This window comes from Acidovorax soli (assembly GCF_900107605.1).
Lineage (GTDB): Bacteria > Pseudomonadota > Gammaproteobacteria > Burkholderiales > Burkholderiaceae_C > Acidovorax > Acidovorax soli.
On record NZ_FNQJ01000002.1, the window covers coordinates 1 to 16369 of the forward strand.

Consider the following 16369-nt stretch of genomic DNA (forward strand, 5'->3'; position numbering starts at 1 on the left):
TGCAGCAGGATCGACAAAATAAAAAGGGAACGTGAAACACGTTCCCTTTTTACTGCCAATCAGATCAAGCCAAGCTTAACTGACTGGCATTGGCCTTCGGGCGGTTTTTTGTTGGGCAAAGCCCAAGCGCGCGCAGCGCGCCTTTGCGGGCACCCTGCTGAATCGGGGACAGACCGGGGTCGGCTCCAGCCGAAGCCGCTCTGTCCCCGACACTTCAAAAGATGAGTGGGCCAAGCCCAAGCGGCCCCGCCAGCAGCGGGCTGCGGTCAGCGCTGCAGGGGCGCCGCAGGCGGGTCGGGCAGCAGGCAGGCCTCGGCCACCTGCAGGTTGTTGTCGCGCGCGAAATTGATGACGAAATCCCAGGCCATGGGCTCGTGGTCGCGCAGGTCACTGTTCACCACCACGCATTTCACCCCGTTGAGCGTGGTGGGAATGCACCAGGGCGAGTAGCTCAGATGGCTGCCGGGCTTGGCTCCGCCCGGGCGAAAGCCGCTCATCACCCCGGCCAGCCGCTCGGCCCAGTCGCTGGGACGAAAGGTTTTTCCTTCGTGGGTGATGCCCTGGATGAAGACTTCTTTGGAGGAGGGGGAAACCATCGGGGGTCTGAGTGGTAGAAGGCGATTACCGCAGGATCACTGCTTGCTGCGCCGTGCCTTGGATTCTAACTCTTATATAAGAGCTGACCTGCATCCTGTCCCGCCGATGCATGGGTGCGGCGTTTGATTACCCGGATAGCCGCCACGGCCATCACTCCCCCACACAACCGACCCCAGCATTCACCCGGGTGCGCCCGGGGCGCCGGCGCTCAGAACCGCGGCGTTTTGCCGGTGAACGACGGGTCGTACTTGCGCATCTGCGTCAGATCGTCGCGATTGCGCACACCGCAAGTTTTGTACTGCTCGTGCAAGGTAGCCAGTACGTCGTAGTCCAGTTCCACGCCCAGGCCGGGGGTGGTGGGCACCGCTACCGAACCCTTGTCAAAGCGGATGCGGCCGCCCTTCACCACTTCCTCTTCCTGCCAGGGATAGTGGGTATCGCAGGCGTAAGTCAGGTTGGGCACGCTGGCGGCCACATGGGTCATGGCCATCAGGCTGATGCCCAGGTGCGAGTTGGAATGCATCGACATGCCAAAGCCCCACAGCCGGCACATGCGCGCGAGTGTCTGGGTGATGCGCAGACCACCCCAGTAATGATGGTCGGACAGCAGCACTTGGATGGAGCCCATCTCGCAGCCCTTGCGGAAGTCCTCCATTGTGGTGATGACCATGTTGGTGGCCAGCGGCAGCTCGGTGTGTTTGGCCAGCTCGGCCATACCGGCCAGACCTGGCGTGGGGTCTTCGTAGTACTCCAGGATCTCGTCCAGCGCGGGTGCGGCAGCGATGCTGGCAGTCAGCGACCAGTTGGCGTTGGGATCCAGCCGCAGCGGCAGGCCGGGGAAGGCCTTGGCCAGTGCCTGCATGCAGGCTACCTCATGGGCAGGCTCGAACACACCTCCCTTGAGCTTGATGCTCTGGAAGCCGTAGAGGTCGATCATGCGCTGCGCTTGCGCCACAATCTGCGCGGGGCTGACGCCCTCGCCCCAGACGTCGGGTGCGTAGGGCTTGTCGATGTGCTCGGCGTATTTGAAGAACAGGTAGGCACTGTAGGGAACGGCGTCGCGCACCTTGCCACCCAACAGGTCCACCATCGGCGCACCAGTGATCTGGCCCTGCAGGTCGAGCATGCCGGTCTCCAGCGCACTAATCACCTTGGGCACGTTCTTGATGGCGTGGGAGCCGGGTGCCAGCTCGAACTCCACCGCGCCGGACACGGCCGTGATGGTGGCGCGCACGCGTTCTTCCATCACGTTGAGCGCGAAAGGCGACAGGCCGATCAACAGCGGCCTGGCCTGCTCCAGGATCTTGAGCATGGGCTCGTCGCCATAGGTCTCGGAAATGCCGACCCGGCCGTCACTGGTTTCGATCTCGACGATGGAGCGCAGCGCCCAGGGTTCATGAATGCCGGCGGCGTTGAGCAGCGGGCCGTCGCGGAACGCGATGGGCGTGACCCGGACGTGGGTGATGGTGATGTCGCGTGCCATGACGAGTGTTCTTTCAAGTAGTCGGTATGTTTCGATCAGAAGGCCGTGGAACGAGCCACGCCAGGCACCCATGGAACCGGCCAGGTGCTCCCTCTTGAGAGGATTGGCGTAGCGGAACGCAGTCCACGCAGCTTGGGGTGACCCATTAATCTGCAGTTGCGCCGGTCTTTTTGACCAATTCGCCCAGGCGGGCGACGTCCTTCTGCGTAATGGCCGCCAGCTCGGCGGGAGTGCTGCCCACCACCTGCATGCCGAACTGGAGCTCCAGCTTGTTCCTCAACTCAGGGGTGTTCAGCGCCTTGACGATTTCGGTGTTGAGCCGGTTCACGAATTCCTTGGGCGTACCCCTGGGGGCGTACACCGCCTGCCAAGACACCAGATCCAGGCCGGGGAATCCAGCTTCGGCGGTAGTGGGCACGTCGGGTGCCAGCGGCGAGCGGGTCTTGGTGGTGACAGCCAGGAACTTCAGTTTGCCGGCCTTCACCAGCGGCATGCCGGCGGTGAGCTGGTCGAATAGGAAGGGCACATTGCCGCCGGCCACGTCCTGCAAAGCCTGCGGGCTGCCCTTGTAAGCGATGTGCTGCATCGGCACCTTGATCAGCTCGGACATCTGCGCGCCGGTCAGGTGGGTGGACGTGCCGGCACCGGACGAGGCGTAGGAGGCTTTTTCGGGGTTCTTCTTGATCCACGCGACCAGTTCCTGCACCGAGTTCACACCCAAAGCACTGTTCACCATCAGCACGTTGGGAACGTAGGCGATCAAGGTGATGGGCTCGAAGTCCTTAACCGGGTCATAGGGTAGTTTTTTGTAAAGCCCGGCGTTGATGGCATGGGTGCTGATGGTGCCGCCGACGAGGGTGTAACCGTCGGCCGGTGCGCGAGCCACGGCCTGCACACCGATCACGCCGCCTGCGCCGGGGCGGTTGTCCACCACCACCGACTGTCTCAGCGCCTGCGACAGTTCTTGACCCACGGCGCGGGCCACCACATCGGTGGAGCCGCCAGCGGCGAAGGGCACCACCCAGGTGATGGGTTTAGCGGTAGGCCAGTCGGCCGCGTGGGCGCTGATGGAACTCAGGCTGACGGCGCAGCAGGCAGCGAGCAGGGCAAGGCGGCGATTCGAACAGCGCATGGGTTGTCTCCATTTTCAGATGATTGATATTGGTACATTAAAGCACTAATGTATTAGTGCGTCAATTAAATCAAACCATAGAATCCAGTGACCGCAGGCCCACTGATGAAAACACCCCACAAGCTCGACCGCACCCGCCAGGCCGCCCCGCAAGTCTTCGAATGGCTGCGCGAGTCCATACTCTCGCTGGAGCTTGCGCCGGGAACGCCGCTGTCGCGCGCCGAGCTGGCCGAACGGTTCGATCTGAGCCAGACTCCCGTTCGTGACGCCCTGCTGCAGCTGAGCCAGGAGGGCCTGGTGGACATCTTCCCGCAGCACGCCACGCTGGTGAGCCGTATCGACATAGTCTCAGCCACGCAGGCGCACTTTTTGCGCTGCGCCATCGAGCTGGAAGTGGCACGCACCCTGGCGCTGGTCGACGATGCAGTGCTGCGTGCCAAACTGACGGCCCAGGTGGACCTGCAGGCCGCGCTGGCCATCGCCGACACCGAGGAGTTCATCGCCTCCGACCAGGCTTTCCACCGCATGATGTACGAAGCCGCCGGTGTGCCCGACCTGTACGAGTTGGTGCGTCGGCGCAGCGGCCACCTCGACCGGCTGCGCCGCCTGGACCTGCCTTCACCCGGCAAGGCCGAGCGGGTGGTACGCGAGCACCGCGCCATAGTGGCCGCTCTGGCCGCGCAAGACCCCGGCGCTGCCCAGTCAGCGCTGCGCACGCACCTCTCGGGCACCTTGGGCCGCATTGCGGACATCCGGGCCCGGCACCCGGACTATGTGACCGCGTAACGACCGGAGGTAAGCGGGTATGACAGCCTGCACAGCCGCTCCAGGTGCTGCAGATAGGTAGGGTTGCTGCTGCGTGTCGTGGCGGCCGTCGTAAACACTGCTCAACGTCCACGTGATCACAGTGATGCGCAATCGTCATCTCCTGGCGCCAGCGCTCGCCCTAGAATCGTGCTTCGCTTTTTCGGGTGCGGCCACCACGGCCGCCCCTTCACCCTGTCGCCTGGAGTCCACCGCATGACCGCTTTCATTGAGGCCGCCTCGCCCCACGTGATGAACACCTATGGCCGCGTGCCGATTGCGCTATCGCACGGGCAAGGCTGCCGCGTGTGGGACGTGAACGGCAAGGAGTACCTCGATGCCCTCGGCGGCATCGCGGTGAACACGCTGGGCCACAACCACGCCAAGCTGGTGCCCGCGCTGCAGGACCAGATCGGCAAGATCATCCACTCGTCCAACTACTACCATGTGCCCGGCCAGGAGCAGCTGGCCGCCAGGCTGGTGGAGCGCTCGGGCATGGCCAACGTGTTCTTCTGCAACTCGGGACTGGAGGCCAACGAGGCCGCCATCAAGATTGCGCGCAAATACGGCGTGGACAAAGGCATCGCCAAGCCCGAGATCGTGGTGTATGAAAAGGCCTTCCACGGCCGCTCGATCGCCACCATGTCGGCCACCGGCAATCCCAAGATCTACAGCGGCTTTGGCCCGCTGGTCGAAGGCTTTGTGCGCGTGCCCGTGAACGACATCGACGCCATCAAGAAGGCCACCGAAGGCAACCCCAACGTGGTGGCCGTGTTCTTCGAGACCATCCAGGGCGAAGGCGGCATCAACCCCATGCGCATTGAATACCTGCAGCAATTGCGCAAGCTGTGCGACGAGCGCGACTGGCTGATGATGATCGATGAGGTGCAGTGCGGCATGGGCCGCACCGGCAAGTGGTTTGCTCACCAGTGGGCCGGCATCGTGCCCGATGTGATGCCGCTGGCCAAGGGCCTGGGCTCGGGCGTGCCGATTGGCGCCGTGGTGGCAGGCCCCAAGGCCGCCAACGTGCTGCAGCCCGGCAACCACGGCACCACGTTTGGCGGCAACCCGCTGGCCATGCGTGCGGGCAATGAAACCATCCGCATCATGGAAGAAGACGGCCTGCTGCACAACGCCACCACGGTGGGCCTGCACCTCAAGACTGCGCTGCAGCACGCGCTGGGCAGCCTGCCCGGCGTGAAAGAAGTGCGCGGCCAGGGCCTGATGCTGGGCGTGGAACTGGCCCAACCCTGCGGCGTTCTGGTAGGCCAGGCGGCCGATGCCGGCCTGCTGATCAGCGTCACGGCCGACAGCGTGATCCGCCTGGTGCCGCCACTGATTCTCACCATCGCCGAGGCAGACGAGATCGTCGCCAAGCTCACCCCCCTGGTCAAAGCCCTGCTGGCGCAATGAGCCAGCCCGCAACGAGAGCGCCATGAAACATTACCTGCAGTTCAACGACCTCAGCGCCGACGAATACACCTACCTGTTCGAGCGCGCCGCGCTCATCAAGAAGAAGTTCAAGGCCTACGAAAAGCACCACCCGCTGGCCGACCGCACGCTGGCCATGATCTTCGAGAAGGCCAGCACGCGCACGCGCGTGAGCTTCGAGGCCGGCATGTACCAGCTGGGAGGCTCCGTGGTGCACCTGACCACGGGCGACAGCCAGCTCGGCCGCGCCGAGCCGATCGAAGACAGTGCCAAGGTCATCAGCCGCATGGTGGACCTGGTGATGATCCGCACCTTCGAGCAGACAAAGATCGAGCGCTTTGCGGCCGACTCGCGTGTACCCGTCATCAACGGCCTGACCAACGAGTACCACCCCTGCCAGATCCTGGCGGACATCTTCACCTTCATCGAGCACCGCGGCTCCATCCAGGGCAAGACCGTGGCCTGGGTGGGCGACGGCAACAACATGGCCAACACCTGGCTGCAGGCCGCCGCGCTGCTGGGCTTCAAGGTGCATGTGAGCACCCCCCGTGGCTACGAGGTTGATGAGAAATTGGCCGCTGGTGCAGGTGGAATAAGCGCCAGCAGCTATCAGTTTTTCAGCAACCCGCTCGAAGCCTGCCGGGGCGCCGATCTGGTCACCACCGACGTGTGGACCAGCATGGGCTACGAAGCCGAGAACGAAGAACGCAAAAAAGCCTTTGCCGACTGGTGCGTGGATGCCGAGATGATGGCGGCCGCCAGGCCCGACGCCCTGTTCATGCACTGCCTGCCCGCGCACCGCGGCGAAGAGGTGCAGGCCGAGGTCATCGACGGGCCGCAATCCGTCGTCTGGGACGAGGCAGAAAACAGGATGCACGTGCAGAAGGCACTCATGGAGTACCTTCTGCTCGGCCGCATTGCATGAGGATGAGGGCTGCATGACCCACCCCTGCCTCACCTGCGGTGCCTGCTGCGCGAGCTTTCGCGTGGATTTTTCGGTGCATGAAACGCAGGAGTTGGGCGGCGACGTTCCCGATGGTCTGGCAGTGCAGGTAACGGGCGCAACCCGCCGCATGCGCGGCACCGACCACAGCCCGCCACGCTGCGCAGCACTCACGGGCCAGGTGGGCACGCGGGCGGCCTGCGGCATCTACGAATGGCGCCCATCGCCTTGCCGCGAATTTGCGGCGGGCAGCGAAGCCTGTGACCGGGCACGCATGCGCCAGGGGCTGCCGCCCTATCCCGCCGAAGCAACTTGGACCTGACGGCCCGGCGAGCTCCCGGCGCTACGCGGCTGGATGCACGGGCATGGCAACACCATCGACCAGTGCCTGCGGTACCGCAGGCGCTGCGCACACCCGGTTGCGCCCCTCGGCCTTGGCCCGGTAGAGCGCCTGATCGGCCAGGTCGATCAGCGCCGCCGGCTTCAGGCCTGCGTCTTGCGCGCAAGCCACCCCGATCGACAGCGTGACCTGCATCGATTGGCCATCGGCCAGCCAACGCCGCTCGGCCACCTGCTGGCGCAGGGCCTGTGCGCGCTCCACGGCGGTTTGCAGGCCCATGCCGGGCAGCAGCAGCAAGAACTCTTCCCCGCCATAGCGGCAACAGCTGTCGCTCGGTCGCATGGACTGCAGCAGCAGGGCCGCGACCTGGCACAGCACATCATCCCCGGCAGCATGGCCATGGCGGTCGTTGATCTGCTTGAAGTGATCGAGATCGAGGAGCAACAGGGCCAGCGTGGCACCTTCGCGCGCGCAAGCGTCGATTTCGCGCGGCAGGGCCGTGTTCAGGTAGCGGCGGTTGTGCAGGCCGGTCAGGGGATCGCGATGGGCCTGCTCGGTGAGCTGCTCCTGCAAGGACTCAACGGCCTGCAACTGGCTTTGCAGCGCGGCTTCGCTTTTGCGCAGCCGGGCCCGCGTGGCGCTGAGCGCGACGGTGCGGGTATGGGCGTCGCGGGCAAACAAGACCAGGTAGATCGACAGGCACAGCATGCTCATGGCGCTGACGCGCAGCGAGGTATCGGGGGTAAAGCGCCACCCGGCCACGGCCACCATCAGCGCCGCGCCCGCCGCCACGGCAACCAGGGCCTGCAGCAGACCCTTGAGCGCACGGAACGCGGTCAGGTTGATGCCGCCGCAAATGACCAGGGTGTAGGCGATCCAGAGCGGAAACCCGAGCGCTGCGGCCCAGAGGCCAAAACAGAAATTGTCGAGCAACAGGTTCTGGATTTCCGCCGCCAGCGGATCCTCGGCATGGCGGGCCCGCAGATACACCACATGCGGATAGACCAGAAACTGCAGCACCATGAGCCACCATGTCCAGGCGCCATGCCCATGCTCCAGAAAATGGGCGGCAAGGACGACCGCAAAGATCAGCCAGGACGCGCTGCGATTGCGGTGGTTCATTCGAACCACCCAGTGGGTGGGCGCGGCAGGGACGGCGATCATGAAGTGGGCGACGGCAGCGGAAAAAACTCCCGAGAACGGATGCAGGAAGAACCGCACCATCTGTCATCGCATCACGATCACGGGCAGGAAATGTTTCCCACTGTAACAAAACCGCCAGGCGCGGCCCATCGGTCCGCCCCGCCCCCGTCACCGTTTGGGATGCATCCACACCGCCTGGCGCTCCGGTTCCGGTGCCTGCGCATCGTTGGAGCGCGCGGGTGTGGCGCAGCCCCCGCAATCGCTGCAGGCTCCGCAGGACGGCGCCTTGCCCAGGCCGGGCCGCAAAGCGTCCAGACGCCTGCGCAGCGTAGCGGGCATCCAGTACCAGGCCGCATAGCCCCCGGCCAGCGCCACGATGGCGCCCACCGCAATGTCTTGCCACATGCTCAACCCCCTCCCCACGCCAGCGCCAGCCGGTAGGTCATCCAGCTGGCCGCATAGGCCAGCGCAAACAGGTAGGTGGCCATCAGCAGCGCCAGGCCCCAGGAATCCGTCTCGCGCCGCACCGTGGCCAGGGTGGAGAGGCACTGCGGCGCAAACACGAACCATACCAGCAGTGAAAGCGCCGTGGCCAGCGACCATTGCTGCGCAATCAGCGGTCCCAGTTGCGCCGCCACATCGTCACCCGAGGCGGACAGCGCATACACGGTGCCCAGCGCGCCCACCACCACCTCGCGGGCGGCCATGCCGGGCACCAGGGCAATGGAGATCTGCCAGTTGAAGCCCAGCGGCGCAAACACATGTTCCAGCGCCCGGCCCAGCTGCCCGGCCAGGCTGTACTCGATGGCAGGCCCCGTGGCGCCCTCTGGGGGCGCGGGGAAGGTGGACAGGAACCACAGCAGCACCGTGAGCGCCAGGATGATGCCGCCCACGCGTTTGAGGAAAATGGTGGCACGCTCATACAACCCCAGCACCAGGTTGCGCGCGCTGGGCACGCGGTACGGCGGCAGCTCCATCAGCAGCGGGGTGGGCCGCACCTTGCCGCGCCAGAGCTTGAGCACGGCGGCCACGGCCATGGCGCCGAGGATGCCGCCCAGGTAGAGCGCGAACATCACCAGCCCCTGCAGGTTGAACCAGCCCGCCACGGTGCGCTCGGGGATGAAGGCGGCGATCAGCAAGGCATACACCGGCAGGCGTGCCGAGCAGGTCATGAGCGGCGCGATCATGATGGTGACCAGCCGCTCGCGCCAGTGCGTGATGGTGCGCGTGGCCATGATGCCGGGGATGGCGCAGGCAAAGCTCGACAGCAGCGGGATGAACGAGCGCCCCGACAGCCCCACCGTGCCCATGAGCCGGTCGAGCAGAAAGGCCGCGCGCGGCAGGTAGCCGGAGTCTTCCAGCGCCAGGATGAAGAAGAACAGGATCAGGATCTGCGGCAGGAACACCAGCACGCCGCCCACCCCCGCCACGATGCCATCGACCAGCAGGCTGCGCAGCACGCCCTCGGGCAGGCGCGCCTGCAGCCAGTGGCCCAGCGCCTCGACCGTGCCGGTGATGGCGTCCATGGGCGCAGCCGCCCAGCTGAACACCGCCTGGAACATCAGGAACATGGTGCAGGCCAGCAGCAGCGTGCCCCACAGCGGATGCAGCACCACGCGGTCCAGGGTGTCGTCCACCTGCGCCAGGCCCTCGGGCTCGCGCACCGCCAGGCCCAGGATGCGGCGCGCCTCCTGCTGCGTGCGCAGTACCTGCTCCACGCCCTGGGGCTGCCAGGGCCGGGCCTGCACCGCGCCCTGGGCGCGCCAGCCATCGAGCCACTGCAGCAGCTCGGCCGCGCCGCCCTTGCGGATGCCCACGGTTTCCACCACGGGCATGCCCAGTTCGTGCTCCAGCACGGCACGGTCGATGGTGATGCCCGCGCGGCGGGCGGCATCGCTCATGTTGAGCGCCAGCACCATGGGGATGCCCATGGCCTGCGTCTCCAGCACCATGCGCAGGCCCAGCCGCAGGTTGGTGGCATCGACCACGCACACCAGCAGGCCGGGCGCGGCCTCGCCGGCGCGCTGGCCGGTGACCACGTCGCGCGTGACGGCTTCGTCCGCGCTCAGTGCATTGAGGCTGTAGGCGCCAGGCAGATCGAGCACGCGCACGCGCTGGCCCGAGGGGGTGACGAGCTGACCCTCCTTGCGCTCGACCGTCACACCCGCATAGTTGGCGACCTTCTGGCGGCTGCCGGTGAGCAGGTTGAACAGCGCCGTCTTGCCGCTGTTGGGGTGGCCCAGCAGCGCCAGGCTCAGGGGGGTGGCCTGCGCATTCATGCCGCCACCTCACCGACGGGCGCCGTGGTGCTGACGCGTACCAGCGCCGCCTCGCGCCGGCGCAGGGCAAAGGTGGTGCGCCCCACGCGCACGGCCAGCGGATCGCCTGCCGGAAAGGCCCGCGCCACCACGCGCACGGGTTCGCCCGGCAAGAAACCGATTTCGAGCAGCCGCAGCAGCACATCACCATCCTGCGGCGCGGCATCCATGTGCAACGCACTCACCCAGGCGTCCACCCACAGCGGCAGATCGGCCAAGCCCAGAGAATGTTCACGGGACGGAACGGATGCATCGCTGCGGGACAGATCGGTCAATGGCTTCACCAGATTTCAAATGAAAACAATTCTCATTCTAGCGCTTGCGACGTAAAAATGACAGCAGCACCGGGTCAACCAGCGCTCTCTTGATGCGGCGCAAATCAGTCGGGCTGCTTTGCCGGGTCGGCTTTTTGCCCAGGCGTTGCCATAAAGCGACACCACGAATTTGCCAGCGCGCTACCTTGTCGCCCATGCAAAAGCTCTGGGACATTTCCCCCGCGATCCACGCCGGCGCGCCGGTGTTTCCCGGTGACACGCCCTACCAGCAACAGTGGTGCGCCACGATCGCACCCGGCTGCCCGGTGAACGTGAGTGCCATCACGATGTCGCCCCATGTGGGCGCCCACGCCGATGCGCCACTGCATTACGACGCGCAGGGCGCTGCAGTGGGTGAACTGCCGCTGGCGCCTTTTCTGGGCCCCTGCCGTGTGGTCCACGCCATCGGCTGCGGCGCACTGATCACCTGGGAACACATTGCCCACGCGGTGGACGCCAACTTGCCTCCACGCGTGCTGGTGCGCACTTACGCCCAGGCCCCCGTGCAATGGGACGGCCAGCTCACCGCCTACGCCCCCGACACCATCGCGCGCCTGGCCGACCGGGGCGTGTTGCTGATCGGCATCGACACCGCCAGCATCGACCCGGCCGACAGCAAGACGCTCGACAGCCACCAGGTCATCCGCCGCCGGGGCCTGCGCGTGCTGGAAAACCTGGTGCTCGACGACGTGCCCGAGGGCGACTACGAACTGATCGCCCTGCCGCTCAAGCTGACCAGCGCCGATGCCTCGCCCGTGCGCGCCGTGCTGCGCGCGCTGTGATGCACTGATTTCAAGCCTCGTTGGCCTCTAGCGCTTACCCCAGCAGCGCCAGCGGCTATCAAAAGAATTCACCGACCTGGATCGCCATGACCCTCACCCACCAAGCCTGCCGCGCCCTCGATGCGCAAGACCCGCTCGCCCCCCTGCGTGCGCACTTCACGCTGCCGCCCGGCGTGATCTACCTCGACGGCAATTCGCTGGGCGTGGCGCCGAAGGCCACCGCCGCCCGCGTGGCCGATGTGGTCACGCGCGAATGGGGCACGGACCTCATCCAGTCCTGGAACACCGCGCGCTGGTTCGACCTGCCCCAGCGCCTGGGCAACCAGCTGGCCCCGCTGATCGGCGCGGGCCCGGATGAAGTGGTTTGCACCGACAGCACCTCGATCAACCTCTACAAGGTGCTGAGCGCGGCGCTGAACATTGCCCGCGAAGACAGCCCCACCCGCCGCCGCATCGTGAGCGAGCGCAGCAACTTCCCCACCGACCTCTACATTGCCGAAGGCCTGTGCCAGGAGCGCGGCCTCGAACTCGTGCTGGTGGAGCCCGAAGACATGGCTACCGCCCTCACCAGCGAGGTGGCCGTGCTCATGCTCACGCATGTGAACTACCGCACCGGCGCCATGCACGACATGGCGGCCATCACCGCCGCCGCGCATGCCCAGGGCATCCTGTGCGTGTGGGACCTGGCGCACAGTGCGGGCGCGGTACCCGTCGATCTGAACGGAGCAGGCGCCGATTTCTCGATTGGCTGCGGCTACAAATACCTGAACGGTGGCCCCGGCGCGCCCGCGTTCGTCTGGGCGCACCCGCGCCACGCCAGCCGTTGCTGGCAACCGCTGTCCGGCTGGTGGGGCCACGCCGCGCCGTTTGCCTTCACCCCCGACTACCAGCCCGCGCCCGGCATCACACGCTACCTGTGCGGTACGCAGCCCATCATCAGCCTGTCGGCCCTGCAATGCGGGCTGGATGTGTTCACCGCCGCACAAAGCCTGGGCGGCATGGCCGCGCTGCGCAGCAAATCGCTGGCGCTCACCGACCTGTTCATCCGCCTCGTGGAAGAGCGCTGCGCAGGCCACGGCCTCGGGCTGGCCACGCCGCGCGAACATGCCCTGCGCGGCTCGCAAGTCTGCCTGACCCGCGACGAAGGAGCGGGCGTCAATGGCCAGGGCAGCGGCGCCTACGCCATCGTTCAGGCGCTGATCGCGCGCGGCGTGATTGGCGACTACCGCGCCGGGTCCGGCGCGGCTCCTGCTGCAGGCAAGGGCGACGGCGGCACTGCGCACAAGGACATCCTGCGCTTTGGCTTCACGCCGCTGTACATCGGCTTTGAAGACGTGTGGAATGCCGTGGAACACCTGCGCCAGGTGCTGGAGGCCGCCGAATGGCAGCGCCCCGAATTCAACAAAACCCACGCCGTGACCTGAGAAGGAAACCCGCCATGTGCCCCTTTTCGCCAACACCCGGCAGCACCGGCGCCACCAGCGGCGCCCCGGCATCCGCCCTGCCCGAATCCATCGTCCACGCCGAGCGCGCCCAGCTCGACTTCAGCCAGAGCATGAGCTATGGCGACTACCTGCAGCTCGATGCCGTGCTCAGCGCACAGAAGCCGCTGTCGCCCGCGCACGACGAGATGCTGTTCATCGTGCAGCACCAGACCAGCGAGCTGTGGATGAAGCTCATGCTGCACGAGCTGCGCGCCGCCATCGGCCATATCGCGCACGACGAACTGCAGCCCGCGTTCAAGATGCTGGCGCGCGTGAGCAAGATCATGGAGCAGCTGGTGCACGCCTGGGACGTGCTGGCCACCATGACGCCGCCCGAATACAGCGCCATGCGCCCCTACCTGGGCAGCTCCAGCGGGTTCCAGAGCTACCAGTACCGCTGCATCGAATTCGCCCTGGGAAACAAGAACCGCGCCATGCTGCAGCCCCACGCCCACCGCCCCGACCTGCTGGCCCAGGTGCAGGCAGCCTACCAGGCGCCCTCGCTGTACGACGAAGCCCTGCGCCTGCTGGCCCGGCGCGGCCTGCCCGTGCCCGCCAGCCACACCGACCGCGACTGGACCCTGCCCTATGCCGAAAGCGATGCGGTGGAACATGCCTGGCTCACCGTGTACCGCCATCCCGCGCAGCACTGGGACCTGTACCAGCTGGGGGAGGAGTTGACCGACCTCGAAGACGCGTTTCGCCTCTGGCGCTTTCGCCATGTGACCACGGTGGAGCGCATCATCGGCTTCAAACGCGGCACCGGGGGCACGGGCGGCGTGAGTTACCTGCGCAAGATGCTGGACGTGGTGCTGTTTCCCGAAATCTGGAAGCTGCGCACCGATCTGTAAATTTCAGGCAAAAAATGGCTCCAGCGCTTGTGCAGCAAGCGCTGGCAGCTATCCAATGCGAGGTGCCACCGCAGCGATGGCGACAGCGCCCGCACGCCCCAGCTGGTAGGCTGCAGGCTCCCGGCAACACCCGCCTTGCACCTCGCCACTCACGCTTCATCGCCCGTGCCCCATACCGACGCCGCCCCGCCCCACCAGCCACCCTTGCCACCCTCCCCGCCCGTGGCGCCTGCGCAGGCCACGCTATGGTTCATGCTGCTGGCGCTACTCTCGGCCTTTGCGCTGAGCCAGGCCTACCGCACCGTCACCGCCATCATGGCCACGGGGCTGCAGGCCGACTTTGCGCTCTCGCCGGCATCGCTGGGCGCGTTTGCGGGACTGTTTGGCCTGTCGTTTGGCGTGACGCAGTTCTTCATGGGCATCGGCATGGACCTGTATGGCCTGCGCCGCACCGTGCTCAGCGCCTTTCCGCTGGCCATTGCCGGGGCTGCCCTGTCGGCCTGGGCGCCCGGTTATGGCTGGCTGATGTGGGGCCAGCTGCTGATTGGCGTGGGCTGCGCGCCGGCCTTTCTGGCCTGCACGGTGTTCATTGCGCGGCATTTTCCGGCATCGCGTTTTGCCTTTCTGTCGGGCGTGGGCATGGGTGTGGGCGGGCTGGGCCTGCTGCTCACCGGCACACCGCTGGCCTGGCTGGTGCAGCGCTCGGGCTGGCGCAGCGGCTTCATGCTGCTGGCCGTGCTGTCGGCGCTGGCCTGGCTGCTGATCTGGCGCTGCGTGCACGAGCCGGCCCTGGCCGGCCCGGCGCCCGCGCGCGAGCGCTGGGGCACGGCCGTGCGCCGCTTTGGCGCGCTGTTCATGCTGCCGCACACGCTGGGCATCCTGCTGCTGGGCATGGTGGGCTACGCCTCGTTTCTGGCGCTGCGCGGCCTGTGGATAGCGCCGATGCTGATCGACCGCTATGCGTTCACGCTGGTCGAGAGCGGCAACATGGCCGTGGCCATGTCGCTGGTTTCGCTGTTCTCCCCGGCCTTTTTTGGCCGCCTCGACCCCGGCCCGGCGCGCCGGCGTGCCTGGATCGCCAACTTTTCACTGCTGGTGGCGGCGCTCTACCTGGGCCTGGGGCTGGTGCACCACGCCACGCTGAACCTGGTGCTGGTGATGTGCATTGCGGTGCTGTCGGGGTACTCGGTGCTGCAGTATTCAGATGTGCGCTCGTCCTACCCGCCCGATCTGACCGGGCGCGCACTGTCGGTGTTCACCATGGCCATGTTCCTGGGTGTGGGCCTGGTGCAGTGGCTCACCGGCTGGGTCGCCGACTGGGCGCAGGGCCAGGGGCGGGAGCCCTACAGCGCGGTGATGGCCACGATTGCCACCCTGCTGGCGCTCGGATCGGTCGCGTTTCGCTGGCTGCCGGTATCGCCGCTGCTGCAGCAAGCCGGCGGGCCTGGCAAAGAATCTGCCTGAACGACACGTTGGCGCTTATGGGTAAAGCGCCAGCAGCTATTTTTGCGAGCGCAATCTCTATAACGAACTGGCGCTGGAACCGTCGCCCCGGTAAAGCCAGGGCACGTCCAGCAAGCGCTCGCCCAGCAGGCGCAGCGACACATCGCGCGCCCAGCGCACGGGGCCCGTGGCGTGGAAAATGCGGCCGTTGCGCGTGGAGCGGGCCTGCACGCGCGCGTTGCGCTGCCAGCGGTTGAGCGCATAGCGGGTCAGGCGCAGGGGCACATCCAGGTCGTGCATGGACAGCGCGCGCTGCAGCTCCGCCGCATCCTCGATGGCCATGCCGGCGCCCTGCGCCAGGTAAGGGCGCATGGGATGGGCGGCATCGCCCAGCAAGGCCACCACGCCCCGGGCCATCTCGGCCGGCCCGCGCACGGGGGGGCGGTCGCACAGCGGCCACAGGCGCCAGCCACCGCCGGCATCGACCACGCCGCGCACCGCCTGCTGCAGCGCGGTGCAGGTGCCCAGCAGGGCGGCTTCGAGATCGGCACCATTGGCCGAGTGGTCCCAGTTTTCCAGGTCCTGCGGCGCGGGGCCCTGCACGATGACCACCAGATTCTGCAACTCGCCCCGGCGCACCGGGTACTGCACCACATGCAGGCGCGGCCCCAGCCAGGCGGTGACCTGGCGGGTGCGCAGCCCCTTGGGCAGCGCGTGCTGCGGCACCAGCGCGCGGTAGGCCAGGTGGCCCGATACGCGCGGGCGCTGCTCGCCCAGCAGCTGCGTGCGGGTGCGGCTCCACAGGCCGTCTGCCCCCAGCAGGGCATCCCCCTCCACGTCCTTGCCCCGGCTGGTGCGCACCGTCACCACACCGTCGGCATCGGTGAAACGGTCGATGGCCTGGTCCAGATGAAGTTGCGTGTCGGTGTATTTTTCGACGGCCGCCAGCAGCAGGCCATGCAGGTCGGCGCGGTGGATGGTGGCGTAGGCAGCGCCGTAGCGCTCCACCGCCGTGCTGCCCAGGGGCAGCACAGCCAGTTCCTGGCCCGTGAGCGCGCTGCGCACCTGCAGCCGCCCGGGGAAGGCCGCTACCTCCTGCAGCGGGCGCTGCAGGCCCCAGGCCTGCAGGCGGCGCACCACGTTGGGCCCCAGCTGCACGCCGGCGCCCACCTCGCTGAATGCGGCAGCACGTTCATACAGCCGCGCCTCCCACCCCGCGCGCGAAGCCCCCAGGGCCGCTGCCAGCCCGCCAATGCCGCCTCCCGCGATCAACACCTGTTTTCTCATGACCGCATTGTGCCGCG

17 protein-coding genes are annotated in these 16369 nt (G+C 66.8%); 8 read left to right on the top strand and 9 right to left on the bottom strand.

Annotated elements, in window-relative coordinates:
- Positions 1-266: 266 nt before the first annotated feature.
- The 3 genes from BLW02_RS01780 to BLW02_RS01790 all read right to left on the bottom strand — a co-directional run bounded on the left by BLW02_RS01780 (position 267) and on the right by BLW02_RS01790 (position 3212).
- Positions 267-596: a DUF3579 domain-containing protein gene (locus tag BLW02_RS01780; protein ID WP_026434589.1), complete on the bottom strand. Its 330-nt coding sequence runs from the start codon at positions 594-596 to the stop codon at positions 267-269.
- A gap of 209 nt (positions 597-805) precedes the next feature.
- Positions 806-2080: a glucarate dehydratase family protein gene (locus tag BLW02_RS01785; protein ID WP_092696749.1), complete on the bottom strand. Its 1275-nt coding sequence runs from the start codon at positions 2078-2080 to the stop codon at positions 806-808.
- A gap of 145 nt (positions 2081-2225) precedes the next feature.
- Positions 2226-3212 (bottom strand): Bug family tripartite tricarboxylate transporter substrate binding protein, encoded by a 987-nt coding sequence (locus BLW02_RS01790; protein WP_092696750.1) that lies wholly within the window; start codon positions 3210-3212, stop codon positions 2226-2228.
- 105 nt (positions 3213-3317) lie between these two features.
- Between BLW02_RS01790 and BLW02_RS01795 the strand changes: the two genes are divergently transcribed.
- The 4 genes from BLW02_RS01795 to BLW02_RS01810 all read left to right on the top strand — a co-directional run bounded on the left by BLW02_RS01795 (position 3318) and on the right by BLW02_RS01810 (position 6712).
- A complete protein-coding gene (locus tag BLW02_RS01795; RefSeq protein WP_092696751.1) occupies positions 3318-3998 on the top strand; it encodes a GntR family transcriptional regulator in 681 nt (226 codons plus the stop codon).
- A 234-nt stretch (positions 3999-4232) separates the two neighbouring features.
- Positions 4233-5429 (top strand): aspartate aminotransferase family protein, encoded by a 1197-nt coding sequence (locus BLW02_RS01800; RefSeq protein WP_092696752.1) that lies wholly within the window; start codon positions 4233-4235, stop codon positions 5427-5429.
- 22 nt (positions 5430-5451) lie between these two features.
- On the top strand, positions 5452-6372 hold the full coding sequence (argF, locus tag BLW02_RS01805) for an ornithine carbamoyltransferase (protein WP_092696753.1): 921 nt from the start codon (positions 5452-5454) through the stop codon (positions 6370-6372).
- A 13-nt stretch (positions 6373-6385) separates the two neighbouring features.
- Positions 6386-6712: a YkgJ family cysteine cluster protein gene (locus BLW02_RS01810; protein ID WP_092696754.1), complete on the top strand. Its 327-nt coding sequence runs from the start codon at positions 6386-6388 to the stop codon at positions 6710-6712.
- Between the two features lie 21 nt (positions 6713-6733).
- On the opposite strand, the gene BLW02_RS01815 is transcribed toward BLW02_RS01810, so the two are convergent.
- The 5 genes from BLW02_RS01815 to BLW02_RS19880 form a co-directional block, all read right to left on the bottom strand.
- Positions 6734-7852 carry a sensor domain-containing diguanylate cyclase gene (locus BLW02_RS01815; RefSeq protein WP_244273593.1) on the bottom strand — a complete coding sequence of 373 codons (1119 nt, stop codon included), beginning with the start codon at positions 7850-7852 and terminating at the stop codon, positions 6734-6736.
- A gap of 189 nt (positions 7853-8041) precedes the next feature.
- Positions 8042-8278: a hypothetical protein gene (locus BLW02_RS01820; protein WP_092696755.1), complete on the bottom strand. Its 237-nt coding sequence runs from the start codon at positions 8276-8278 to the stop codon at positions 8042-8044.
- Between the two features lie 2 nt (positions 8279-8280).
- On the bottom strand, positions 8281-10152 hold the full coding sequence (feoB, locus tag BLW02_RS01825; protein WP_092696756.1) for a ferrous iron transport protein B: 1872 nt from the start codon (positions 10150-10152) through the stop codon (positions 8281-8283).
- Positions 10149-10466 (bottom strand): FeoA family protein, encoded by a 318-nt coding sequence (locus BLW02_RS01830; RefSeq protein ID WP_425285633.1) that lies wholly within the window; start codon positions 10464-10466, stop codon positions 10149-10151. Before BLW02_RS01830 ends, feoB begins: the two co-directional genes overlap by 4 nt.
- Positions 10467-10503: 37 nt before the next feature.
- The gene (locus BLW02_RS19880) at positions 10504-10662 is read right to left on the bottom strand and encodes a hypothetical protein (RefSeq protein WP_159433760.1); all 159 of its coding nucleotides are present in this window, start codon (positions 10660-10662) and stop codon (positions 10504-10506) included.
- Between BLW02_RS19880 and kynB the strand changes: the two genes are divergently transcribed.
- The 4 genes from kynB (at position 10661) to BLW02_RS01850 (ending at position 15086) form a co-directional block, all read left to right on the top strand.
- Positions 10661-11287, top strand: coding sequence for an arylformamidase (kynB, locus tag BLW02_RS01835; RefSeq protein ID WP_092696757.1), 627 nt, complete (start codon positions 10661-10663; stop codon positions 11285-11287). The two genes, BLW02_RS19880 and kynB, sit on opposite strands and share 2 nt — an antisense overlap.
- Before the next feature lie 86 nt (positions 11288-11373).
- A complete protein-coding gene (kynU, locus tag BLW02_RS01840) occupies positions 11374-12711 on the top strand; it encodes a kynureninase (protein ID WP_092696758.1) in 1338 nt (445 codons plus the stop codon).
- 14 nt (positions 12712-12725) lie between these two features.
- A complete protein-coding gene (kynA, locus tag BLW02_RS01845) occupies positions 12726-13622 on the top strand; it encodes a tryptophan 2,3-dioxygenase (protein WP_092696759.1) in 897 nt (298 codons plus the stop codon).
- Positions 13623-13787: 165 nt separating this feature from the next.
- Entirely contained in the window at positions 13788-15086 is a 1299-nt protein-coding gene (locus BLW02_RS01850; RefSeq protein ID WP_425285634.1) for an MFS transporter, read from the top strand.
- A gap of 57 nt (positions 15087-15143) precedes the next feature.
- On the opposite strand, the gene BLW02_RS01855 is transcribed toward BLW02_RS01850, so the two are convergent.
- Complete coding sequence (locus BLW02_RS01855; protein ID WP_092696760.1) at positions 15144-16352, bottom strand: FAD-dependent monooxygenase; 1209 nt, start codon at positions 16350-16352, stop codon at positions 15144-15146.
- Positions 16353-16369 lie beyond the last annotated feature (17 nt).